The following is a 22,198-nucleotide window of genomic DNA, read 5'->3' as shown; positions in this document are numbered from 1 at the left end:
TGGCAGACGGGGCGCCGCGGCGGGGCCGGGGTCACAGCCGGGGGTCGACGGGTTCCGACTCCAGGGCCAGGACCGCGAAGACGGCCTCGTGGACCCGGAAGAGTGGCGCCCCCGTCGCGATGCGGTCCAGGGCCTCCTGGCCGAGCGCGAACTCGCGCAGCGCGAGGGACCGCTTGTGGCCCAGCGCACGCTGCCGCAGCCGGTCCAGGTGGCCGGGACGGGTGTACTCGGCGCCGTAGATGATCCGCAGATACTCGCGGCCGCGGCACTTCACACCCGGCTGGACCAGGCCGCCCTTCTGGTCGCGTGCCAGCGCGTCCAGCGGCTTGACGACCATGCCCTCGCCGCCGGCCGCGGTCAGCTCCAGCCACCAGTCGGTGCCGGCCGCGACCGACGCCTCGTCGCCGGTGTCGACGACCAGCCGCCTGGTGGTCCGCAGCAGCCCTGTGGGGTCGGCGTCGACCATCCGGTCGATGAGCGCAAGCTGCCGGTCCTGCGGCAGCTCGCCCGCCAGGTTGCGGTCGCGGGCCGCCAGCAGCTGGAAGGGCGCGAGGTGGACGCCGTCCAGGCCGTCGGTGGTCCAGCAGTAGCGGCGGTAGGCGTCGGTGAACGCCTGCGCGTCCGCCGCCCGCTCGTGCTGCCGCGCCAGCAGCGCGCCGACGTCGGAGCCCCGGCCGGCCGCCGCTTCGAGCGCGGCCAGCGCCGGCGGGAAGGCGGCGCCCGCGGCCGCGCCGACCGCGGCGTACTGCTTGCGCAGCAGCCCGGACGCCTTCAGCGACCACGGCAGCAGCTCGGCGTCGAGCAGCAGCCAGTCGGTGTCCAGCTCCTCCCACAGGCCCGCCGCCGTGACCGCGTCACGGACCCGGGCGAGCACCTCCTCCATGACGGCGGGGTCGTCGAAGAACGGCCGGCCGGTGCGGGTGTGCAGCACGCCGGTCACCCCCGCGGCGGTGCCGAACCGCTCGGCGGCGGCCGCCTCGTCGCGGCAGACCAGGGCGACCGCGCGGGAGCCCATGTGCTTCTCCTCGCACACGACCTGCCGCACCCCGTCGGCGCGGTAGGAGGCGAAGGCCTCCGCCGGGTGCTCCAGGTAGCCGTCCTCGGTGGACGTGGCGCACGGCGCCATGGTCGGCGGCAGATAGCACAGCAGCCGCGGGTCGACCGCGAAGCGGCTCATCACTTCGAGGGCCGCCGCCGCGTTCTGCTCGCGTACCGCCAGACGCCCCATCAGGGCCGTCTCGACGATCCTGCGCCCCGTGACGTCGTCCAGGTCCAGCGGGCGTCCCTCGCGGCCGCCGGGTGCCTCGGCCAGCAGCGGCTTGACCGGCTCGTACCAGACCCGCTCCGCCGGCACGTCCACGACCTCGCGCTCAGGCCAGCGCAGGGCGGTCAGCCGGCCGCCGAAGACGGCGCCGGTGTCCAGGCACAGCGTGTTGTTGATCCAGGAGGTGGTGGGCACCGGGGTGTGCCCGTACACGACGGCGGCGCTGCCGCGGTACTCCTCCGCCCAGGGATAGCGGACCGGCAGGCCGAACTCGTCGGTCTCGCCTGTGGTGTCCCCGTAGAGCGCGTGCGAGCGCACCCGCCCCGAGGCGCGGCCGTGGTACTTCTCCGGCAGGCCTGCGTGGCAGACCACCAGCCGGCCGCCGTCCAGCACGAAGTGGCTGATCAGGCCGCCGATGAACTCGGCGGCCCGGCCGCGGAAGTCCGGGTCGCGCTCGTCCTCGCGGGCGAACTGCTCGATGGTCTCCGCCAGGCCGTGGGTGGGCTGCACCCGGCGGCCCTTGAGGTGGCGGCTCAGCTTGTTCTCGTGGTTTCCGGACACGCACAGGGCGGTGCCCGCCTCGACCATGCCCATGACGCGGCGCAGCACGCCGGGGCTGTCGGGGCCGCGGTCGACCAGGTCGCCGACGAAGACCGCGGTACGGCCGGCCGGGTGCCGGCCGTCGTCGTAGCCGAGCTTGGCGAGCAGCGACTCCAGCTCCGAACTGCACCCGTGGACGTCGCCGATGATGTCGAAGGGCCCGGTGAGGTGGCGCAGGTTGTTGTAGCTCGGCTCGTCGACGACCCGGGCCGCGTCGATCTCCGCGGTGCCGCGCAGGATGTGCACCTTGCGGAAGCCCTCGCGCTCAAGGCCGCGCAGCGAGCGGCGCAGCTCGCGCTGGTGGCGCTGGATGACGTGCCGGGGCAGGGCGGCGCGTTCCGGGCGTGCCGCGTTGCGCTCGGCGCACACCTGCTCGGGGACGTCGAGCACGATGGCGATGGGCAGCACGTCGTGCTCCCTGGCCAGCCCGATGAGCTGCTTGCGGGCCTCCTGCTGGACGCTGGTGGCGTCCACGACGGTGCGGCGGCCGGCCGCGAGCCGCTTGCCCGCGATGTAGTGCAGGACGTCGAAGGCGTCCCTGGTCGCGCTCTGGTCGTTCTCGTCGTCGCTGACCAGGCCGCGGCAGAAGTCGGAGGAGATCACCTCGGTGGGTGCGAAGTGCCGGGCGGCGAAGGTGGACTTGCCGGAGCCGGTGGCGCCGATCAGCACCACGAGGGACAGGTCGGTGACGGCGAGGGTGCGGGGTGTTCCCAGGGTGCCGTCACGGTCGTTCTCGGTCATGCCGCGTCCTCCTTCTTCTGCCGCGGGGCGTCGCTTGCGGGGCCCGTACCCGTGCCGGTGCCGGTGAAATGTGCGAGCTGGGTGGGCGGGCCGACCTCCGGGTCGTCGGGACCCACCGGGTGGAACTCCACGTCGTAGCCGTGGCGGGCGGCCACCGCTTCGGCCCAGTCGCGGAACTCCCGCCTGGTCCACTCGAACCGGTGGTCGGCGTGCCTGCGGTGGCCGGCCGGCAGCGTCTCCCAGCGGACGTTGTACTCGACGTTCGGCGTCGTGACGATCACCGTCCGCGGACGGGCGGCGCCGAAGACGGCGTATTCGAGCGCGGGCAGCCGCGGCGGGTCGAGGTGCTCGACGACCTCGCTGAGAACCGCCGCGTCATATCCCTTGAGCCGCTTGTCGGTGTAAGCCAGCGAACCCTGGAGCAGGGTGATGCGGGAGGACTGCCGCTCGCCCATCCGGTCGAGCCGCAGCCGGCGGGCCGCCATCTCCAGCGCGCGCACGGACACGTCGACGCCGACGATCTCGGTGAAGCGCGGCTCCTTGAGCAGCGCGGCCACCAACTGGCCCTGCCCGCAGCCCAGGTCGAGCACCCGGGCGGCCCCCGCCGCACGCAGCCCGGCCAGGATCGCCTCCCGGCGCTGCACGGCGAGCGGCGCGGGGCGTTCCTCCGTGCCCTCCGGCTGCTCGGCCTCGACGGCGTTGTCGATCTCCTCGACCTCCACGTCGTCGGCGTCGGCCAGCCGTACCAGCTCCAGCCGCTCGTTCGCCTCCCGGGTGAGCGACCAGCGCCTGGCCAGGTAGCGCCGGGTGATCAGGTGCTGCTCGGGGTGCCCCGCGAGCCAGCCCTCGCCGAACCGCAGCAGCTTGTCCACCTCGTCGGCCGACACCCAGTAGTGCTTGGCGTCGTCCAGCACCGGCAGCAGGACGTACAGGTGCCGCAGCGCGTCGGACAGCCGCAGCTCGCCCTCCAGCACCAGCCGCACGTAGCGCGAGTCGCCCCACTCGGGGAACCGCTCGTCCAGCCGCACGGGCTCGGCCGCCACCTGCCAGCCGAGCGGCTCGAACAGCCGGGCGACCAGCGCCGCTCCACCGCGGGCGGGCAGCGCGGGCACCTCGATCCGCAGCGGCAGCGGCGCCGCGGCCCGCTCGGGCAGCGCGCGGCACTCGCCGCGCAGCGCGCTCGCGAACACCGTCCGCAGCGCCACGGCCAGCAGCGACGACGCGGCATACGGCCGGTCGTTGACATACTGCGCCAGCGCCGCGTCGGGCGCCCCGCCCCTGCCCTTGCCCCGGCCGCGCCGCACGAGCGCCGGCGGATCGACCTCGAGCAGCAGCGCGGCGGTGCAGCGCTCCGCGCTCGCCTCGGGGTAGAAGACGTGGGCGTCACCGTAGGAGGTGGCGAAGACCTGGGCCCGGTCCGGGTGCTTGTGCAGCAGGAACCCGAGGTCCGTGGCCGGACCCGCGGCGCTGCCTGTGGTGGAGATCGTCAGGAACACCTGCCCGAGTATTCCCCGCCGCCCCGCCCCCGGCCAGGCGTTTTCCCGACGCGGGCCAGGGGTCGGGGAATGCCGTCAGGCGGCGCCCCTCAGGGCTGCGCGGAGGGCGGTGATGGCCGGTGGGCCGATGCGGCAGCAGCCGCCTATCAGGCGGGCACCCGAGGCCTGCCAGGCGGTCGCGAGGGCCGGCGAGAAGGCCGGGGCGCCCTCCCAGCGGCGGGCCGCGGCATTCCAGCGCTCACCGCTGTTGGGGTAGGCCACGGCGGGCTTGCCGGTGGCCGCCGCCAGCTCGACCGCCGCCGTGACGTCCCGCGGCGCGCAGCAGTTGACGCCGACCGCGACCACCTCGTCGCGGCCCGCGGCCAGGGCGAACGCCTCGGACAGCGGCTGGCCGGCCCGGGTCGACACGCCGTCGATCGTGTAGGACAGCCACACCGGCAGCCCCGTGGGCGCCGCGGCCCGCAGCATCGCCTCGGCCTCGTCGATGTCGGGCACCGTCTCCAGCGCGAGGACGTCGGGCGCCGCGGCGGCCACCGCCTCGATCCGCGGCCGGTGGAATTCCGTCAGCTCCCGCACCGTCAGGCCGTACCGCCCGCGGTATTCGCTGCCGTCGGCGAGCACCGCGCCGTAGGGGCCGACCGAGGCGGCCACCCGCACCCCGGGCCGGGCCGCCGCCGCCCGGCGGGCCAGGTCCACGCTGCGGCGCAGCAGCGCGGAGGCCTCGGCCCGCCCGATGCCCCGTCGGGCGAAGCCCTGGTGACTGGCCTGGTAGCCCGCGGTGATCAGCACATCCGCCCCTGCCCTTACGTAGGCACGGTGGGCCGCCTGGATCTGCCCGGGGTCGTCGGCGAGCAGCCGGGCCGTCCAGAGCGGGTCGGACAGGTCGCAGCCCTGGGCGGCGAGCTGGTTGGACAGCCCGCCGTCCAGCACCAGGGTGCCGCCGGAGGCGAACAACGCTCCGGGGCCCCCTGCGGGAGGCGGCGGGACGGCGGACGTCTCCGGCATGGTCGTGCCTCAGCCCAGCTGCGGCTTGACCTGGGAGGCGATCAGCTCCAGGTGGTCCAGATCGCCGAGGTCCAGGGTCTGCAGGTAGAAGCGGGTGGCGCCCTGCTCGGCATACCGCCCGATCTTCTCGACGACCTCCGCGGGGGAGCCGGCGAGCCCGTTCTCCTTCAGCTCCTCGACCTCGCGGCCGATCGCCGCCGCCCGCCGGGCCACCTCCGCATCGTCCCTGCCGACACAGACCACCAGCGCGTTCGAGTAGACCATGCTGTCGGCCGGGCGCCCGGCCGCCTGCACCGCGTCGCGGACCCGCCCGATCTGCCGGCCGGAGTCCTCCATCGACGCGAAGGGCACGTTGAACTCGTCGGCATAACGGGCCGCCAGCTCCGGGGTGCGCTTGGCGCCCATGCCGCCGATGAGCACCGGCACCTTGGCCTGCGCGGGCTTCGGCAGCGCAGGGGAGTCCTTGAGCTGGTAGAACTCGCCGTCGAAGTCGAAGGTCTTGCCGACCGGGGTGGCCCACAGCCCGGTGATCACCGCCAGCTGCTCGGCGAGCCGGCCGATCTTCTCCTTCGGGAAGGGGATCCCGTACGCCGTGTGCTCCGCCTCGAACCAGCCGGCCCCCAGGCCGAACTCGATCCTGCCGCCCGACATCGCGTCGACCTGCGCCACCTGGATCGCCAGCACACCGGGCAGCCGGAAGGTGCCTGCCGTCATCAGGGTGCCGAGCTTGATCCGGCTGGTCTCCCGTGCGAGGCCCGCCAGCGTGATCCACGCGTCCGTGGGTCCCGGCAGCCCGTCGCCGCTCATCGTCAGGTAGTGGTCCGACCGGAAGAAGGCGTCGAAACCGAGGTCTTCCGTGGCCTTGGCGACCGCGAGAAGCGTGTCGTAGTCGGCCCCCTGCTGGGGCTCGGTGAAGATTCGCAGATCCATTCCCCCATCCTGCACTCATCGCACGCCCCCCGGTCAATCGGCGCATGACAGCCCCTCTCCCCCGTGCTCCCCCGGCATCCGCTCGCCGCGGGCCAGTGCCCGCACCCGGTCCTTGGCCTCGTCCACCGCGTCCAGCGCCTCGATGCACTGCCAGTAGGCCCCCTCGTCGTGCACCGCGCGGGTCAGCCCCACCAGGGCATGGGTGATCTCGCCGAGCAGCACCCGCAGGGCCCGCAGCGTCCCGGCCGGATCTCGGACCGCCGTCAGCCGGGCCGCCCGCGGCGGCCCCGCCCCCGCCGCCACGACCACCGGTCCCGTCCGGCCGCCGAACCCCGGCGCGCCGGTGCGCGCCGCCGACGGATGCCCCACCGCCGTCAGCAGCCGGCCCACCGCCTCGACCAGCTCGCCTGCCTGCCAGGCCTCCTCGATGACGTCCTCCGGCTGCGGCGCCCCCCGCATCACCCGCTCCGACTCCGCCACCAGCCGTGCCGCGTCCATCTCCGCACCCCCTCGACGCCGGGGTGGTGAACCCTTCACCACCTGCCGACATCACTCAGCGTGACAGAAGACGCACAGCCGCGGAGAGGCCGGCCGTGAAGCCTGTGGAAAACCCCGCACCTGTGGAAAACCCGTCATCCGGACGCGGCCCCCGGACCCGTCACCCGGACGCGGCCCCCGGACCCGTCACCCGGATGCGGCCCCCGGCGGCCCGCCGCCGGCCTCGGCCGGGCCCGCCCGGCCGGGCCGCGGGAAACGGTCCTCGTTCCTGTCGATCTTGGCCGCGAGCGCGGCCAGCACGTCGACGTCGAGCGCCGCGCAGAACTGCAGCAGGTAGGCCAGCACGTCCGCGACCTCGTCGCGCACCCGGAAGGCGGACTCCGGGTCGGCCATCACCGCCGAGGCCTGCTCGGGCGTCAGCCACTGGAAGATCTCCAGCAGCTCGGCCGCCTCGACGCTCAGCGCCGCGGCCAGGTTCTTCGGGGTGTGGAAGGGCTCCCAGTCACGGGCGGCGGCGAATTCGAGCAGGCGGCGCTGCAGAGCCGCGAGGTCGGGTGGTTGTCCTGTCACCCCGACTGGTCTACCGCATCGCCGCAGCCCTCCTCCTCCCGGCCCGCCCCCTCTGCCGTCCGGCCGACCCCGCGCGTACCGTCATCGGCGCCGGGACCCGCACCGCCGACCCGCTCACCGCGCTCCCCGCCCCGGCCGGCCCCCTCCCCGCCGACGCGCCCGGCGCCTGGCGACGCCTCCCGCCGCGGGGGGGGGGGGCCCGGGCCCCCCCCCCCCCGGCCCGCCCCCGCGGGCGGGGGCGGCCCCCCCCCGCGGGGGGCGGGGGGGGGGGCGGGGGGGGGGGGGGGGGCGGCCCGGCGCCGCGGGGCCGCGCCCCCCCCCCCCCCCCCCCCCCCCCCCCCCGGCTCCCCCGCGTCCTGCGCCGGCACCCGCCGCGGGTCGCCGAGCCTGGCGACGGTCACGCCGCCGAGCCCCTCCACGCAGTCCGGGTCCTGGACGGTGCCGAGCAACCGGATGTGCCCGCGCGCCGCGGCGACCCCGGCGAGCCGCAGCAGCTCCCGCAGCTGCCTGCGATCAAGGCCCAGATCGAGGCCGTCGCCCAGCACCGTCAGCACCTGGCCGGCCGGCAGCAGCTCCGTACTGGTGTCGACATCCAGCACGCCGGGGCCGGTGAGCAGCACCAGCGCCAGGGCCACGAAGCGCAGTTCGCCGTCGCCGAGCCGGTCGACCGGCACCATGCCCAGCGGGCCGCGGTCCACCGCGGCGATCACCGCGTCACGCACGGTGCGCCCGTCGCCCGGCGACGGCAGCATCGCAGGCAGCACCGTGAGCCCCTCCACCGGCGGACTGCACACCGCACGCACCGCGTTGACCAGGGCCGCGTGCCGCGTGCCGCACTCGCCCTCGGTCCTGGCCAGCACCGCGGAGAGGTTGTCGCACGCCGCCCGCAGCCGCCCGTCGCCCACCGGCACGGGGAACCGCATCAGCTCGGGCCGCGGCGCCACGGGGAAGACCCCGCGCAGCGCCACCACCAGTTGCTCGGCGGCGGCGAGCACCAGCCGCTGCCCGTCGGTGCGCCCGGAGACCCGCAGCGGCAGCAGCGCGCTGGCCAGCACGCTGTCCGGCAGCGGAGCCCGCGTCACCGAGACCTCGCCCGCGGTGTGCCAGGCGGCCTGCACGGTGCGCCGGGCCGGGTCGCGCAGCGCCGTGGTCAGCAGGGTCTCGCCGGCGCCGGTCAGCCGTTCGCCGACAATGCGCAGCGTCGGCTCCGCCTGCACCGCGACGTCGAGCCGCACCGGGCCGACCGGGCCGGTCACCGTGCAGCCGATTCGGAAGCCGCGCCGCCCCTGCGCGTCCGGCTGCGCGCCCTGCGGCACGCAGGCCGCCGCGCCGCCGCGCACCACGGATCCGAAGACCTCGGCGAGTTCCGCGCCGCAGGCCAGCCGGCCGAGTGCGGCGAGCCCTTCGAGCACGCTCGACTTGCCGGTGCCGCTGCCGCCGGTGAGCAGGGTGAGCGGGCCGAGCGCGAAGGTGGCCCCGCGGTGTGACTTGAAGGCGGACAGCCGCAGTTCGGTGACGACGGGGCGGTCGTGACCGGCGTCCTTGGGCGCACTGGTGCTCATGGCCGCGAAGGTAGTCAGCGTCCGGGGTGGCGAACCGTTCCAGCGGCCCTGGGTAACTCGAACGAGGGACATCGTGCATGATCTGCGGATATCCGGAAATCACATACCCTGCTCGACGCGCCGCGGCCTCCCGCGATCTCCCGCGACCTCCCGACCACCCGCGGCCCCTCTCGACCACCCGGGCGCTGTCGGTGCCTGCGGCTACGGTGGCGGTGTGACCACGACCAGCACCAGGTATGTCGCTCTGCTGCGCGGGATCAACGTCGGGGGCAAGGCCAAAGTCCCGATGCAGACCCTGCGCGAGCTGCTGGCCGCCATCGGCGGCACCGGCATCCGCACCCACCTCCAGAGCGGCAATGCCGTCTTCACCCACGAGGACACCGATCCGCGACGGCTGGCCGAAGCCCTCCGGCAGGCGCTCGACGACGAGTTGGGCCTGAACATCACCTGCATGGTGCGCACGGCCGAGGACCTGCGGCGGGTCGTGGCGGCCAACCCGTTCGACATGGCCGGGGTGAACGGCTCGCGCTTCCTGGTGGTCTTCCTCGCGGGGCCCGTGCCGCTCGACCGGCTCGCCCGGATCGACGTGGCGGCCTACGCCCCGGACGAGTTCCGGCCCGGTGAGCGGGAGATCTACGCCCACTTCCCCGACTCGATCCGCGACTCCAAGCTCGCCGGACTGCTCACCGACCGCGGCCTCGGCATGCCGGCCACCAACCGCAACTGGAACACGGTCACGAAGCTGCTGGAGATCAGCGACGGCTGACGGCGGCGGACCGCCCCGCCCGTGCGGATGAGGCGGATGCGGCGGACGGGGTTGGTTCGGCGCGCCGCCGCACGGCCGCCCCACCGGCTCGTACGCTGGGACCGTCCACGGCCGGGTCCGCCCTCAGGACACGGTGCCGCGCCCACGTCCGTTGCGGAGGCGTGCCCGCGCGGAGCCACGCCCGAGCGGGAGCCATGCCGCAGCCGATGCGCCCGGGATGCCGGACGCCCACCCGGGGGAACCTCACAGGACCCCCGCACTCCTCGGGCGGTCCGCCGGTCGCCGTCGGGCCGCGGCCCTGCCGCCACCCGCCGGCCCGGGGCCGCCGCCACCCGCCGGGCCACAAGTGGCGCGGCGCGGTCCGCGGGCGTGGAATGGAGGGGCGGGGGCGGAACCGTGGAGGCGCCGTGGCTGTTGCACCGCTGACCGAGATCCTTGCCGACCCCTTCGAGGAGCGGTACGCAGTACCCGCGATCAACGTGTTCAACGACCTCACCCTCGAGGCGGTGCTGGCGGCCGCCGTGGAGAACAGGTCCCCGCTCATCGTGCAGACCTCCGTGAAGACGGTCAGGTCCCTCGGCAGCGACGTGCTGTACGCCATGTGGACGTCGATGACCGCCGGCATCGAGGTGCCGGTCACCCTGCACCTCGACCACTGCCCCGACCGCGACGTCATCACCGAGTGCCTGCGGCGGGGCTGGAACTCGGTGCTGTTCGACGCCTCCAAGCTGCCGGTCGAGGAGAACATGCGGCAGACCGTCGAGGTCGTCGCGGAGGCCCGCGGGTACGGGGCCGCGGTCGAGGGCGAGATCGAGTCGATCACCGGTGTGGAGGACGACGTCGGCAGCGACACCGCGGCCGAGCAGCAGTCCCTGGCCGTCGCGCTGGAATTCCTGCGGACCACCGGGGTCGACGTCTTCGCGCCCGCGATCGGGAACGCCCACGGGTCGTACAAGAAGGCGCCGGTGCTCGACGCCCAGCGGGTGTCCGACATCGTGGCCGCCCACCCGCTGCCGATCGCGCTGCACGGCGGCAGCGGGCTGTCGGACGAGCAGTTCCGCGACCTGATCTCCCGGGGGTGCGCGAAGGTCAACATCTCGACCGCCCTGAAGGAGACGTTCATGAAGTCGAACCTGGCCTTCCTCGAATCGGCGGCGGAGCGGCAGAAGTGGGACCCGCCGTCGCTCTTCCGGTCCGTCCGCAAGGACGTGATGGAGATGACCGGCTCCCTGATGACGCTGTTCGGCAGCGCCGGCCGGGCGGGCTGATACCGGTGCCCGCGCTGGTCTTCGACTGCGACGGCGTCCTCGCCGACACCGAGCGCTACGGCCACCTGCCCGCGTTCAACACGACCTTCGAGGAGTTCGGCCTGCCGGTGCGGTGGAGCGACGCGGAGTACGCAGAGAAGGTGAAGGTCGGCGGCGGCAAGGAGCGGATGCGGGCGATGCTGACCCCCGACTTCGTCGCCTCCGCGGGCCTGCCCTCCGACCCCGACGCGCTCGACGAGCAGGTCGCCGCCTGGCACCGGCGCAAGACGGAGGTCTACACGGGGATCATCCGGGGCGGGACCATCCCGCCCCGGGCCGGCGTGCGGCGGGTCGCCGAGGCCGCGCAGCGGGCCGGATGGACCCTCGCGGTCGCCTCCACCTCCGCCGAGGCGTCCGTACGCAGCGTGCTCGAATTGGCCATGGGGCCGGAACTGGCCTCGCGCTTCGCGGTGTTCGCCGGCGACGTGGTCCCGCGCAAGAAGCCCGCCCCCGACATCTACACGTACGCCGTCGACCGGCTCGGCGTCGAACCCGAGGACGCGATCGCCGTCGAGGACAGCCGCAACGGCATGCTGGCCGCACTCGGCGCCGGACTGACCTGCGTGGTCACCGTCAGCGCCTACACCGGCGAGGAGGACTTCACCGGGGCGGCCCTGGTGGTCTCCTCGCTCGGGGACCCGCCGCCGGACGGGACCGCCACCGAGGTGCTGAGCGACCCGTTCGGCGTGCGGCCGGGCCCGCTGGTGGAGTTCGCGGACCTGTCCGGCCTCCTCGGCGCGGAAGACGCCACGTCCCGTCCACCCGATTCCGGATCCGCCGACGGGTCCGGCCCCGCTTCCGATCCCGGTCGGAACTGACGCCGCGCCAGTCTGGAGAGCCATGTCATCACCGTCGACATCAGCCGCCGACCTCGCCTTCGTCGTCCGGACCATCGCCAGGACCGCGGTCGACAACGAGGGGGCCTTCGGCGACCTCGACGCCGTCGCGGGTGACGGCGACTTCGGTTTCTCACTCGCCCGCGGCTTCGAGATCGTGCTCGCCGACTGGGACACCCTCGACGAGAGCTCGCCCGAGCCGGCCGAATTCCTGAAGAAGGTCGCCCTGGTGATCTCCAAGCGGGTCGGCGGCACCTCGGGGCCGCTGTGGGGCACCGCCTTCCTGCGGGCCGCGGGGGCCGTGAAGGGCAGGACAGAGCTGGGCTCGGCGGACGCGGTGGCGATGCTGCGGGCCGCGGCGGAGGGGATCAAGGTGCGCGGCAAGTCCGACGTCGGCGACAAGACGCTGCTGGACGCGCTGATCCCGATGACCGACGCCCTGGAGCAGCGCCTCGCCGACGGCGGCCCCGCCACCGCGCCGGAACTCGCCGCGCTCGCGGCCGGCACCGCCCGCGGCGCGGCGGACGCGACGACGCCCATGCAGGCCAGACGCGGCCGCCAGAGCTACACAGGGGAGCGCAGCATCGGCTCGCCCGACCCGGGCGCGGTGGCGGTCGCGGTCATGGCGGAGCGCGTCGCCGCCGAGTGGGAGGCGCGCGGCTGACCGCGGGCGGCCCGGCACCTTCGTCCCCGCACCGAAGCGGGCAGGGGCACGACCACGAGGAGCGAGCGCATGAAGAAGTTCGTCAACGACCCGAAGGACTACGTCTCGCAGATGCTGGAGGGGCTGGCGCTGGCCAATCCCGACACGCTGAAGTACGTCCCCGAGTACAACCTGATCATGCGTGCCGACGCCCCGCGGGACAGCAAGGTGTCCATCGTCCAGGGGTCCGGGTCGGGCCACGAGCCGGCGCACGTCATGAGCGTCGGCAAGGGCATGCTGGACGCGGCCTGTCCCGGCGACGTCTTCTCCGCGCCGCCGACCGACTTCGTCTACGAGACGGTCAAGCGGGTCGCCTCCGCCAAGGGCGTGCTGCTGCTGGTGAACAACTACACCGGGGACCGGATGGCCTTCGAGATGGCCGAGGAGCTGTCCGAGGCCGACGGGGTGACCGTCCGCACCCTGTTCATCGACGACGACGTGGCGGTGCAGGACTCGACGTACACCGTCGGCCGCCGCGGTGTGGCAGGCAACTTCTTCGTGATGAAGGCCGTGGGGGCGGCCGCGGAACGCGGCGCGGACCTCGACGAGCTGTACCGGATCGGCGAGAAGGTCAACTCCGTCACCCGGACCATGGGCATGGCGCTCACCGCCTGCACCCCGCCGGCCAAGGGCTCGCCGCTGTTCGACCTGCCGGACGACGCGGTCGAGATGGGCGTGGGCATCCACGGCGAGCCCGGCCGCAAGCGGGAGAAGCTCCAGCCGGCCGACGCGATGATCGGCGAGCTGGTCAGCGCGGTCGTGGACGACCTGCCGTACGTCTCGGGCGACGGCGTGGCGCTGATGGTCAACGGCCTCGGCGGCACCCCGATCGGCGAGCTCTACCTCGTGTACGGCCGCGCACACCGGCAGCTGGCCGACCGCGGCATCGAGATCCGCCGCAGCTACGTGGGCGAGTACTGCACCTCGCTCGACATGGCAGGCGCCTCGGTCACCCTGGTCCGTCTCGACGACGAGATCTCCGACCTGCTGGCCGAGCCCGCCGAGATCCCGATCCGGGTCTTCTGACCCGGCCCTGCGGACGGGCGGGGCGCCTGAGCCGCCCTGCCCCGCGGGCTGGATCGCCACGCACGCCACGTGGTGGGTCTTCGGCAAGAGGACGGGCCTGCCTTGGATCCGGCAGGCGCGCGGCTACCGGATCCCGTAGAGACCGGGCAGGTCGACCAGCAGGAGATCGTCACGCCGCCCCGCCGACTCGACCAGGTCGGGATGGAAGCCGTGCAGGGAGAACAGAGCCAGCGTGGTGGGCGCGATGTCGTACCCCTGGTCGGCGAGCAGGTCCCGGATGCGCTCCAGGCGACGGAGATCGCCGGTGCCTCGGCGGGCTGCGGTGGCCTTGGCCTCGCCGATGAGGGCGATCCTGGCGCGCGGCGCCTGCGGGCGCTCCCCGAGGGCAAGGGCGACGACGTCCACCTCGTGCTTGGTGCGGGCCGCCGGGTCGGCGACCTCGGTGGTGCCGACCGGCCCCGGCAGACCTCCCGGGAGGAGGGTGTGGGCGTAGCGGCGGGTGAAGGTGCGGGCGATGTCCTCGAAGTGCGGGCCGAGGATCCCGGAGTTGAAGGTGGGCGCGGCGGCCTGCCATGCCTGTTCCGCGAAGCCCTGCTCGACGGTGGCGGCCTGCGGCAGGGTGATGAGCTGGTTGAAGCGGATGACGGGGTCGGCCAGGGTGATCGCCGGATGGCGGGGGCGCAGGATGTCCTGCTCACGCTGGATGTAGCCGGTCGACTCCAGCACGCCGAGTGGATGGGTGACCGCATTGCGCTGCCGCTCCAGGGCGGCACCGATCCTGGTGGGCGTGGAGGCGCCCTGGGCGATGGCGGTGAGGATGTCGTAGTAGAGGGTGTGCTGGGTGATGCGCGGGTCCTCGCGGAGCAGGTACTCGGTCTCGGTGCGCGAGTAGACCGCACGGCCCGGGTCCAGCAGGGTGCGGGTCAGCCAGTGGACGAAGCCGTCGTCCGGGTGGGGACGGGCCGCCACCGGGCGATACCCGGGAGCGCCGCCGAGCACGGCGTGCACCTGGAGGGCGGTCAGAGGATCCTCGATCTGCCAGAAGTCACGTGCGGCCCGGTAGTCGAAGGCGCCCAGCCGCAGATCGACGACCGCACGACCCCGCAACGGCTTGGTGCCCGAGAGCAGTTCGTGCATGACGCTCATCGCCGACCCGCAGAGGATCACCCGTGGCCCGGGGCCCGCACCCGCGCCGGTGTGGCGCTGGCGCTCGTCGTAGAGCTGCTGGAGCAGCCCCGGGATCTCGGGCGAGTGCTGGAGGAGGTACGGCAGCTCGTCGACGACCAGCAGCGGGATCCGCGAACGGGCCGTGAGGTCGAGGGCGTTGGACAGCACGTCGCGCCAGTCGGCCAACCGCAGTGTGCCGGGCCGCAGACCCGCGTGGGCCGCGATGGCGTCACCGAAGCGCTGGATCGCCGGCAGCCGCCCCTCCTCCCGCACCGCGGTGACGTAGAGGCCGCCGACCCGCTCGGACAGCGCCTGCAGCAGATACGACTTCCCGTGCCGTCTGCGCCCGGACACGATCCCGAGTCGCATCGCCGGATCCGGGTCCGTGACGAAGTCGGTCAGCAGACCCCACTCCCGGTCCCGGTCGACCACGTCCTGGGGCTTGGCGAGCACGCTCCCGGCCACGGCACCTCCTCTGTCCTGATCCCGCGACCATCCTGTCTAAGTCCAGTTATACAGAATCACGCCATGTCCAGTGTGACGGATTCCGGCCACCAGTCGGTGACAGGTGCCGTGAGTGGCCGCACAGGGGTGGTACCGGCCCACCGCGAACGTACGTCCTGACCTGCCGGAACGCCCCGGGGCAGGTCGGGGCGGGCCGGGACGTCCCGGGCCCGCGCGAGGCGGCGGGTCAGCGTGCCTGCCCCGCGGGCTGGAGGATCGCCACGCACTCCACGTGGTGGGTCATCGGGAAGAGGTCGAAGGCGCGCAGGGTGACCGGGTGGTAGCCCTCCTGGGCGAAGTAGCCCAGGTCGCGGGCGAGGGCGGCCGGGTCGCAGGCGACGTAGGCGATGCGGCGGGCGCCGAGGGAGGCGAGGTGGCGGACGGTGGGAAGGCGTGCGCCGGTGCGGGGCGGGTCGAGGACGATCAGGTCGACCTCGGTGATGCCGGTGCGCGGCAGGACCTGCTCGACCTTGCCGTGCTCGATACGGACCCGGTCGAGGTCCTGGAGGTTGTGCCGGGCGTCCTGGACGGCACGCTTGCCCGACTCGACGCCGAGGACGGCGCCGCGTTCGCCGACCCGCTCCGCCAGCGCGCCGGCGAAGAGGCCGACCCCGCAGTAGAGGTCGAGGGCCATGTCGCCCTTGCGCGGCATCAGGCCCTTCATGACCGCCTCGACCAGCAGGTCCGCGGCCTTCGGGTGGACCTGCCAGAAGCCGCCGTCGCCGACCCGCCAGGTGCGGCCGTCGGCGCGCTCGCGGACGAAGTCGCGGCCGTGGACGCGGTGGACGGCCTTGTCGCGCTCGCCGATGCGCAGGACGGACACCGGCCGGTCCAGCTCGACGATGGGCAGCCGGCCGCCCGGCTGCGGGGTGAGCACGACCTGCCGGTCGCTCGACCCGGTGGCGGCGATCGCCTCGACCGCGGCGATCTGCGGCCAGCGGCGGGCCTCGACGCCGAGTTCGCTGACCTCGGGCGCGGCGATCATGCAGTGGTCGATGACCTCGACGTCGTGCGAGCGGTGCCTGCGCAGTCCCGCGCGCCCTTCGCCGTCCACGGCGTACTGCACCCGGGTCCGCCAGGCGGGCACCTCGCCCTTGGCGACCTTGTCGCCGGGCGCAGGCTCCACGGTGCCGTCCCAGCCGGCCTCCTCAGGAGTGAGCCCGGCGAGCCTGGCAAGCTGCTCGGTGATGACCGCGGCCTTGAGGCGGCGCTGGGCGCCGGGGGCGGCGTGCTGCCAGTCGCAGCCGCCGCAGCGGCCGGGGCCGGAGAAGGGGCAGGGGGCCTCGACGCGGTCCTTGGATGCGGTCAGCACCCGCACCGCGTCGGCTCGCAGGAAGCTGGCGCCGACCTCGCCGTGGGTGACCCTGGCGACCACCCGCTCGCCGGGGAGCGTGTGCCGGACGAAGAGCACCTGCCCCTCGTCGGTCCGCGCCAGGCAGTGGCCGCCGTGCGCCACCGGGCCGATCTCTACCTCGTACTCCTGGCCGACCAGTGACGGGGCGGGCTCGGTCTGCATGTCGGTGGTGCTCCTGGGCTCTTCTCGGGGTGCGCGACAGCCCACTCTACGGCGCCGCGCCGCGCCCGGCGGCACGGTGGCCGGGCGGCGGCGCTCAGTGCTCGCGTTCCTTCTCGCGCTGCGGCCCCCCGACCGGGCCGCGGCGGATGGAGCCGGGCGCGTTCCAGTCGGCGCGGCGGCGGGCGCGGGCCCTGGCGACCTCGGAGGACTCCAGCTGGTAGGGCACGGAGGTGACCATCACGCCGGGGGTGAAGAGCAGCCGGCCCTTGAGCCGCAGTGCGCTCTGGTTGTGCAGCAGGTGCTCGTACCAGTGCCCGACGACGTATTCGGGGATGTAGACGCTGACCACGTCGCGCGGGCTGTTGCGGCGCAGCCCCTTGACGTAGTCGATGATCGGCCGGGTGATCTCACGGTAGGGCGAGTCGAGGACCTTGAGCGGCACATCTATGCCACGGCGCTGCCAGTCCGCCTGGAGGGCCTTGGTGTCGTCCGGGTCGACGTTGATGCTGAGCGCCTCGAGGGTGTCGGAGCGCATCAGCTTGGCGTAGGACAGCGCCCGCAGGGTGGGCTTGTGGAGCTTGGAGACCAGCACGATGGAGTGCACCCGGGAGGGGCGCACGTAGTCGTCGCCCGGCTCGTCGTCGGCGGCGATCTCGTCGGAGACCCGGGTGTAGTGGCGGCGGATCGCGGTCATCGTGGCGTAGAAGACGACCATGCCGAGCACCGCGACCCAGGCGCCGTGGGTGAACTTGGTGAGCAGCACGATGACCAGCACCAGGCCGGTGAGGAAGGCGCCGAAGGTGTTGATGGCCCGGGACCTGAGCATGTGGCGGCGCTTGGCCTGGTCGGTCTCGGTGCGCAGGTGGCGGTTCCAGTGCCTGACCATGCCGGTCTGGCTCAGCGTGAAGGACACGAAGACGCCGACGATGTACAGCTGGATCAGCCGGGTCGAGTCGGCGCCGTAGACGAAGACCAGGACGCAGGCGAAGCCGGCGAGCACCACGATGCCGTTGGAGAAGGCCAGCCGGTCGCCGCGGGTGTGCAGCTGGCGGGGCAGGTAGCGGTCCTGGGCGAGGATCGAGCCGAGGACCGGGAAGCCGTTGTAGGCGGTGTTGGCGGCCAGGAAGAGCACCAGGGCGGTGACGGCGGCCAGGAAGATGAAGGGGATCGAGTTGTTGCCGAAGACCGCCTCGGCGACCTGGGCGATCACCGGGTCCTGGGTGAAGCCGGAGCCGACCGGCCTGCCGTGGTCGAGCAGGTCGGTGGCGGGGTTCTCGGCCATCCGCACATGGGTGTTTATCGCCAGCGCGATGATGCCGCAGAACATGGTGACGGCGAGCAGGCCCATCGCGGCCAGCGTGGTGGCGGCGTTCTTGGACTTGGGCTTCTTGAAGGCCGGTACACCGTTGCTGATCGCCTCGACGCCGGTGAGGGCGGCGCAGCCGGAGGAGAAGGCGCGCAGCAGCAGGAAGATCAGCGCGAAGCCGCCGATGCCGGAGGACTCGGCGTGGATCGTGAAGCCGGCGGTAGGCGCGTGCATGTCATGCCCAGTGGCGATCTTGAAGATGCCCCACGCGATCATGCAGAAGACGCCGAACACGAACGCGTACGTCGGGACCGCGAAGATGTTGCCCGACTCGCGGACCCCGCGCAGGTTCATCAGCATCAGGATCACGATCATGCCGACCGCGCCGAGCACCTTGTGCGTGGCGAAGAACGGCACCGCGGAACCCAGGTTCTCGATTCCGGAGGCGACCGAGACCGCCACGGTGAGCACGTAGTCGACCAGCAGCGCGCTGGCCACGGTGAGCCCCGCCTTGGGCCCCAGGTTGGTGGTGGCGACCTCGTAGTCGCCGCCGCCCGAGGGGTAGGCGTGCACGTTCTGCCGGTAGGAGGCGACCACCGTGAACATCAGCACCACGACGGCGCCCGCGATCCACGGGCTGAAGTGGTAGGCCGACACTCCCGCGATGGACAGGACGAGGAGCACCTCGCCCGGCGCGTACGCCACGGATGACAGCGGGTCGGACGCGAAGACGGGGAGCGCGAGCCGCTTGGGGAGCAGCGTCTCGCCCAGCCTGTCGCTGCGCAGCGCCCGGCCGATGAGGATCCGTTTCGGCAGGTCGGTCAGTTTGGACACCCCGCGATGTTAAGGGATCGGCCATACGTGCGGGTGCCCCAGTCCCCCATGGAGTGTGACGAACTTGTGAGGCCGCCCCTTCGCAACCTTCTGCCCTGCCATGCGCGTGTGTAGCTTTGGCCGCGGTCTGAGACGCTTGGAACGACCTTTACGACTCAGCACACAGTCTCAGTCGGAAAAACGTTGGCAGCCGGAAGGACGGTCGTGCACGTCGTGATTATGGGATGCGGGCGGGTGGGCTCCACTCTCGCGCACTCCCTCGAACAGCAAGGTCATACGGTCGCGGTGATCGATCAGGACCCGAAGGCGTTCCGCCGGCTGGGCTCCGGTTTCGGCGGGCGCCGGGTGACCGGAGTCGGGTTCGACCAGGACACGCTGCGTGAGGCCGGTATCGAGGAGGCGGGCGCGTTCGCGGCCGTCAGCAGCGGCGACAACTCCAACATCATCGCGGCCCGGGTGGCCCGCGAGATGTTCGGCATCGAGAATGTGGCGGCCAGGATCTACGACCCGCGTCGAGCCGAGGTCTACCAGCGCCTCGGCATCCCGACCGTGGCGACCGTGCGGTGGACCGCCGACCAGATGCTGCGCAGGCTGCTCCCGTCCGGCGCCGAGCCGCTGTGGCGCGACCCCAGCGGCGGGGTGCAGCTCGCCGAGGTGCACACCTCGCCCGGCTGGATCGGGCACAAGATCAGCAGGCTCCAGGAGGAGACCGGCGCCAGGGTGGCGTTTCTCACCCGGCTCGGCGAGGCGATCCTGCCCAGCGCCCAGACCGTGCTCCAGGAGGGCGACCTGGTGCATGTGATGCTGCGCACCGACGAGGTCGCGGACGTCGAGGCGGCCTTCGCCAAGGGACCTGAGGAGGCTCACTCATGAGGGTGGCCATCGCCGGGGCCGGCGCGGTCGGCCGGTCGATCGCGGCCGAGCTGCTGGAGAACGGGCACGAGGTGCTGCTCGTCGACAAGAACCCCACCTCCATCTCGGTGGAGCGGGTGCCGCAGGCCGAGTGGCTGCTGGCCGACGCGTGCGAGATCACCTCGCTCGACGAGGCCGCGCTCCAGCGGTGCAACGTGGTGATCGCCGCGACGGGTGACGACAAGGTCAACCTGGTGGTGTCGCTGCTCGCCAAGACCGAGTACGGCGTGCCGCGGGTCGTCGCCCGGGTGAACAACCCGAAGAACGAGTGGCTGTTCAACGAGTCGTGGGGCGTGGACGTCGCCGTGTCGACGCCGCGGCTGATGTCGGCCCTGGTCGAGGAGGCGGTGAGCGTCGGCGACCTGGTCCGGCTGCTGCGCTTCAGCCAGGGTGACGCCAACCTCGTCGAGTTGACGCTGCCCGAGGAGGCCGCGCTGGTGGGCACCAGGGTCGGTGACGTGGACTGGCCGCAGGACACCTCGCTGGTCACCATCATCCGCGGCAACCGGGTGCTCACGCCGTCGAAGGACGACGCGCTGGAGGCCGGTGACGAGCTGCTGTTCGTGGCCGCTCCGCACCGGGAGGAACAGCTGGAGGACCTGCTGTCGCTCCAGGACGGCGCCGGCGGCCAGAGCTGAGGGAGGGGCCGGGCAGGCCGGTCGGCGGAGGCCCGAGGGGGCCTTCGCTACTTGACCGCCTGCTCGGCCTCCTTTGCGGCCTTGGCCCGCTCCTTCTCGGCCTTGCGCTCCTCCTCGGCCGCCTCCATCTCCGCGATCACATCGATCGGGGCCGGCGCCTTCACCAGGAAGATCCAGGTGAGGTAGACCGACAGCAGGAAGGGCGGGATGCCGAGCGCGACCTTGACCCAGCCCAGCTGGGTGGCGTTGCCCCACCAGTAGAGCGGGAAGAGGATCGCCGACTTCGCCAGCAGGATCAGGCCCCAGGCCCAGCTGGCCTGGGTGTACGCGCGCAGCCGGCCGGGGTTGCGGGTGCGCCAGGACAGGTTCTCCTTGAACACCGGGCCGAGGATCAGGCCGAGCAGCGGGAAGCGGACCAGCGCGGAGACCACGTAGGCGACGCCGAGGCCCAGGGTGTAGAGCATGCCGGGCAGGTAGAAGTTCTTGGCGTTGCCCGAGATCATCGCGAACAGCGCGCCGAAGGCGATGCCGAAGACACCGCTGAAGGCGTGCTTGAGGGTGTCCTTGCGGGCCAGCCGGGTCACGCCGAGCACCACGGACAGGGCCAGCGCGGCGAAGGCGGACGTCTTGATGTCGTGGTTGATCGTGTAGATCACCACGAAGATCAGTCCCGGCACGGTGGTCTCCACCATGCCGAGCACGCCGCCGAAGGCGTCGAGCAGGGCCGCCTCGGTGGCGGCCCGCACCTGGGCCTCGTCCTCGGACCCCTGCGGGCCGCCCTTCGTGTCGGGCTCCCTTGCGGGGTCCTTGCCGTGATCCGTGTTGTCGATCGACGCCACCAGCTACTCCTGTCCGACCGGACGCAGTTCGTACTTGGGGTTGAACAGCACCGGACGGCCACGGTTCATGGAGATCCGGCCGGAGGCGATGATCCGGCGGCCGGGTTCGATACCGGTGATGCTGCGGCGGCCGAGCCAGACCACGTCCAGCGCGGCCGACCCGTCGAAGAGCTCCGCCTCCAGTGCGGGCACGCCCGCCCGGGGACGCAGCGTGACCGTACGCAGCGTACCGGTAACCGAGACGATCTGGCGGTCGGAGCAGTCCTTGATCCGGGTGCAGCCGACGGCCCTGGTCTCCTCCTGGAGCTCCTCGGAGTGCAGCTCCTCCTGGGAGGAGGACAGCCTGTCGAGCATGCGGCGGAAGCGACCCGCGGGGCGCTCTGAACGGAGGGAACCACTCATACGATCCAGCGTACCGGCCGGGACTCACGCCTCGAAGCGGTAGCCCATGCCGGGTTCCGTGATGAAGTGCCGGGGCCTGGCCGGGTCGGCCTCCAGTTTCCGCCGCAGCTGGGCCATGTAGACCCGCAGGTAGTTGCTCTCCGTGCCGTAGGCGGGGCCCCAGACCTCCTGGAGGAGCTGCTTCTGCGACACCAGCCGGCCGGGGTTGCGCACCAGCACCTCGAGCAGGTGCCACTCGGTGGGGGTCAGGCGCACGTCGGCGCCGCCGCGGTGGACCTTGCGGGCCGCCAGGTCCACGGTGAAGCTCTCGGTCTCGACCGTCGAGACGTCGTCCTCGGGCCCGCTCGGCGCGGCGCGTCGGACCGCGGCCCGCAGCCGGGCCAGCAGCTCGTCCATGCCGAAGGGCTTCGTCACGTAGTCGTCGGCGCCCGCGTCCAGCGCGTCGACCTTCTCGTCGGAGGCGTGCCGGGCCGACAGCACGATGATCGGCACCCGGGTCCAGCCGCGCAGCCCGCGGATCACCTCGACCCCGTCCATGTCGGGCAGCCCGAGGTCGAGCACGACCACGTCGGGGTGCCTGGCCGCGGCCACCCGCAGCGCCGCGGCGCCGTCGTGCGCCGCGTCGACCTCGTAGGACCGCGCCCGCAGGTTGATCACCAGCGCCCTGACGATCTGCGGTTCGTCATCCACCACAAGCACCCGGTACATCCGCCGCCCTTTCGCATCCCCGTGCTCCCCGTGCTCCTGCCCGCCGCCGCCCGCGGGCCCGTCCTGCG

Annotated in this window: 19 protein-coding genes and 1 pseudogene; 7 read left to right on the top strand and 13 right to left on the bottom strand. The window is 73.0% G+C overall.

Annotated features, from left to right (window positions below; genetic code table 11):
• Window positions 1-31: 31 nt before the first annotated feature.
• From ACGFMP_RS18640 to ACGFMP_RS18610, 7 genes and pseudogenes are all read right to left on the bottom strand, one after another.
• A complete protein-coding gene (locus ACGFMP_RS18640) occupies window positions 32-2,605 on the bottom strand; it encodes a polynucleotide kinase-phosphatase (RefSeq protein WP_393673540.1) in 2,574 nt (857 codons plus the stop codon).
• Entirely contained in the window at window positions 2,602-4,101 is a 1,500-nt protein-coding gene (locus ACGFMP_RS18635; protein ID WP_393673538.1) for a 3' terminal RNA ribose 2'-O-methyltransferase Hen1, read from the bottom strand. Before ACGFMP_RS18635 ends, ACGFMP_RS18640 begins: the two co-directional genes overlap by 4 nt.
• A gap of 75 nt (window positions 4,102-4,176) precedes the next feature.
• A complete protein-coding gene (gene mmuM, locus ACGFMP_RS18630; protein WP_393673536.1) occupies window positions 4,177-5,106 on the bottom strand; it encodes a homocysteine S-methyltransferase in 930 nt (309 codons plus the stop codon).
• A gap of 9 nt (window positions 5,107-5,115) precedes the next feature.
• Complete coding sequence (locus ACGFMP_RS18625; protein WP_393673534.1) at window positions 5,116-6,036, bottom strand: LLM class F420-dependent oxidoreductase; 921 nt, start codon at window positions 6,034-6,036, stop codon at window positions 5,116-5,118.
• 33 nt (window positions 6,037-6,069) lie between these two features.
• Entirely contained in the window at window positions 6,070-6,534 is a 465-nt protein-coding gene (locus tag ACGFMP_RS18620) for a DUF6099 family protein (protein ID WP_393673532.1), read from the bottom strand.
• Window positions 6,535-6,720: 186 nt separating this feature from the next.
• Window positions 6,721-7,104: a nucleotide pyrophosphohydrolase gene (locus ACGFMP_RS18615; RefSeq protein ID WP_393673530.1), complete on the bottom strand. Its 384-nt coding sequence runs from the start codon at window positions 7,102-7,104 to the stop codon at window positions 6,721-6,723.
• Window positions 7,105-7,487: 383 nt separating this feature from the next.
• Window positions 7,488-8,666 (bottom strand): annotated as a pseudogene (locus ACGFMP_RS18610) (AAA family ATPase); the annotation flags it as partial.
• Between the two features lie 214 nt (window positions 8,667-8,880).
• On the opposite strand from ACGFMP_RS18610, the gene ACGFMP_RS18605 reads away from it, so the two are divergent.
• From ACGFMP_RS18605 to dhaK, 5 genes are all read left to right on the top strand, one after another.
• Window positions 8,881-9,432 carry a DUF1697 domain-containing protein gene (locus tag ACGFMP_RS18605; RefSeq protein ID WP_393673529.1) on the top strand — a complete coding sequence of 184 codons (552 nt, stop codon included), beginning with the start codon at window positions 8,881-8,883 and terminating at the stop codon, window positions 9,430-9,432.
• 407 nt (window positions 9,433-9,839) lie between these two features.
• Window positions 9,840-10,700: a ketose-bisphosphate aldolase gene (locus ACGFMP_RS18600; RefSeq protein ID WP_393673527.1), complete on the top strand. Its 861-nt coding sequence runs from the start codon at window positions 9,840-9,842 to the stop codon at window positions 10,698-10,700.
• Window positions 10,701-10,705: 5 nt separating this feature from the next.
• Window positions 10,706-11,557: an HAD-IA family hydrolase gene (locus ACGFMP_RS18595; protein WP_393673526.1), complete on the top strand. Its 852-nt coding sequence runs from the start codon at window positions 10,706-10,708 to the stop codon at window positions 11,555-11,557.
• A gap of 22 nt (window positions 11,558-11,579) precedes the next feature.
• The gene (gene dhaL / locus ACGFMP_RS18590; RefSeq protein WP_393673525.1) at window positions 11,580-12,239 is read left to right on the top strand and encodes a dihydroxyacetone kinase subunit DhaL; all 660 of its coding nucleotides are present in this window, start codon (window positions 11,580-11,582) and stop codon (window positions 12,237-12,239) included.
• 69 nt (window positions 12,240-12,308) lie between these two features.
• On the top strand, window positions 12,309-13,304 hold the full coding sequence (gene dhaK / locus ACGFMP_RS18585) for a dihydroxyacetone kinase subunit DhaK (RefSeq protein WP_393673523.1): 996 nt from the start codon (window positions 12,309-12,311) through the stop codon (window positions 13,302-13,304).
• Window positions 13,305-13,427: 123 nt separating this feature from the next.
• Here the strand turns inward: dhaK and ACGFMP_RS18580 are convergent, their stop codons facing one another.
• The 3 genes from ACGFMP_RS18580 to ACGFMP_RS18570 form a co-directional block, all read right to left on the bottom strand.
• Window positions 13,428-14,840 carry an ATP-binding protein gene (locus ACGFMP_RS18580; protein ID WP_393673775.1) on the bottom strand — a complete coding sequence of 471 codons (1,413 nt, stop codon included), beginning with the start codon at window positions 14,838-14,840 and terminating at the stop codon, window positions 13,428-13,430.
• 322 nt (window positions 14,841-15,162) lie between these two features.
• Window positions 15,163-16,491 (bottom strand): class I SAM-dependent RNA methyltransferase, encoded by a 1,329-nt coding sequence (locus tag ACGFMP_RS18575; RefSeq protein ID WP_393673521.1) that lies wholly within the window; start codon window positions 16,489-16,491, stop codon window positions 15,163-15,165.
• Between the two features lie 94 nt (window positions 16,492-16,585).
• The gene (locus ACGFMP_RS18570) at window positions 16,586-18,631 is read right to left on the bottom strand and encodes an APC family permease (RefSeq protein WP_393673520.1); all 2,046 of its coding nucleotides are present in this window, start codon (window positions 18,629-18,631) and stop codon (window positions 16,586-16,588) included.
• 204 nt (window positions 18,632-18,835) lie between these two features.
• On the opposite strand from ACGFMP_RS18570, the gene ACGFMP_RS18565 reads away from it, so the two are divergent.
• Together ACGFMP_RS18565 and ACGFMP_RS18560 are read left to right on the top strand one after the other, a co-directional pair.
• Entirely contained in the window at window positions 18,836-19,504 is a 669-nt protein-coding gene (locus ACGFMP_RS18565; RefSeq protein WP_393673518.1) for a potassium channel family protein, read from the top strand.
• Window positions 19,501-20,181, top strand: a complete 681-nt coding sequence (locus ACGFMP_RS18560) for a potassium channel family protein (protein WP_393673516.1) — start codon at window positions 19,501-19,503, stop codon at window positions 20,179-20,181. Before ACGFMP_RS18565 ends, ACGFMP_RS18560 begins: the two co-directional genes overlap by 4 nt.
• 47 nt (window positions 20,182-20,228) lie before the next feature.
• Here ACGFMP_RS18560 and ACGFMP_RS18555 read toward each other — a convergent pair whose 3' ends face one another.
• The 3 genes from ACGFMP_RS18555 to ACGFMP_RS18545 all read right to left on the bottom strand — a co-directional run bounded on the left by ACGFMP_RS18555 (window position 20,229) and on the right by ACGFMP_RS18545 (window position 22,130).
• The gene (locus tag ACGFMP_RS18555; RefSeq protein WP_393673774.1) at window positions 20,229-20,927 is read right to left on the bottom strand and encodes a DUF3159 domain-containing protein; all 699 of its coding nucleotides are present in this window, start codon (window positions 20,925-20,927) and stop codon (window positions 20,229-20,231) included.
• A gap of 96 nt (window positions 20,928-21,023) precedes the next feature.
• Window positions 21,024-21,422 carry an OB-fold nucleic acid binding domain-containing protein gene (locus ACGFMP_RS18550; RefSeq protein WP_393673514.1) on the bottom strand — a complete coding sequence of 133 codons (399 nt, stop codon included), beginning with the start codon at window positions 21,420-21,422 and terminating at the stop codon, window positions 21,024-21,026.
• Window positions 21,423-21,446: 24 nt separating this feature from the next.
• Window positions 21,447-22,130 (bottom strand): response regulator, encoded by a 684-nt coding sequence (locus tag ACGFMP_RS18545; RefSeq protein ID WP_393673513.1) that lies wholly within the window; start codon window positions 22,128-22,130, stop codon window positions 21,447-21,449.
• Window positions 22,131-22,198 lie beyond the last annotated feature (68 nt).

Origin of the sequence: Streptomyces sp. NPDC049040 (genome assembly GCF_043197715.1) — a bacterium.
Lineage (GTDB): Bacteria > Actinomycetota > Actinomycetes > Streptomycetales > Streptomycetaceae > Actinacidiphila.
The sequence above is the reverse complement of the archived record's forward strand: the minus strand, read 5'-3'. Positions and strand labels throughout refer to the sequence as shown.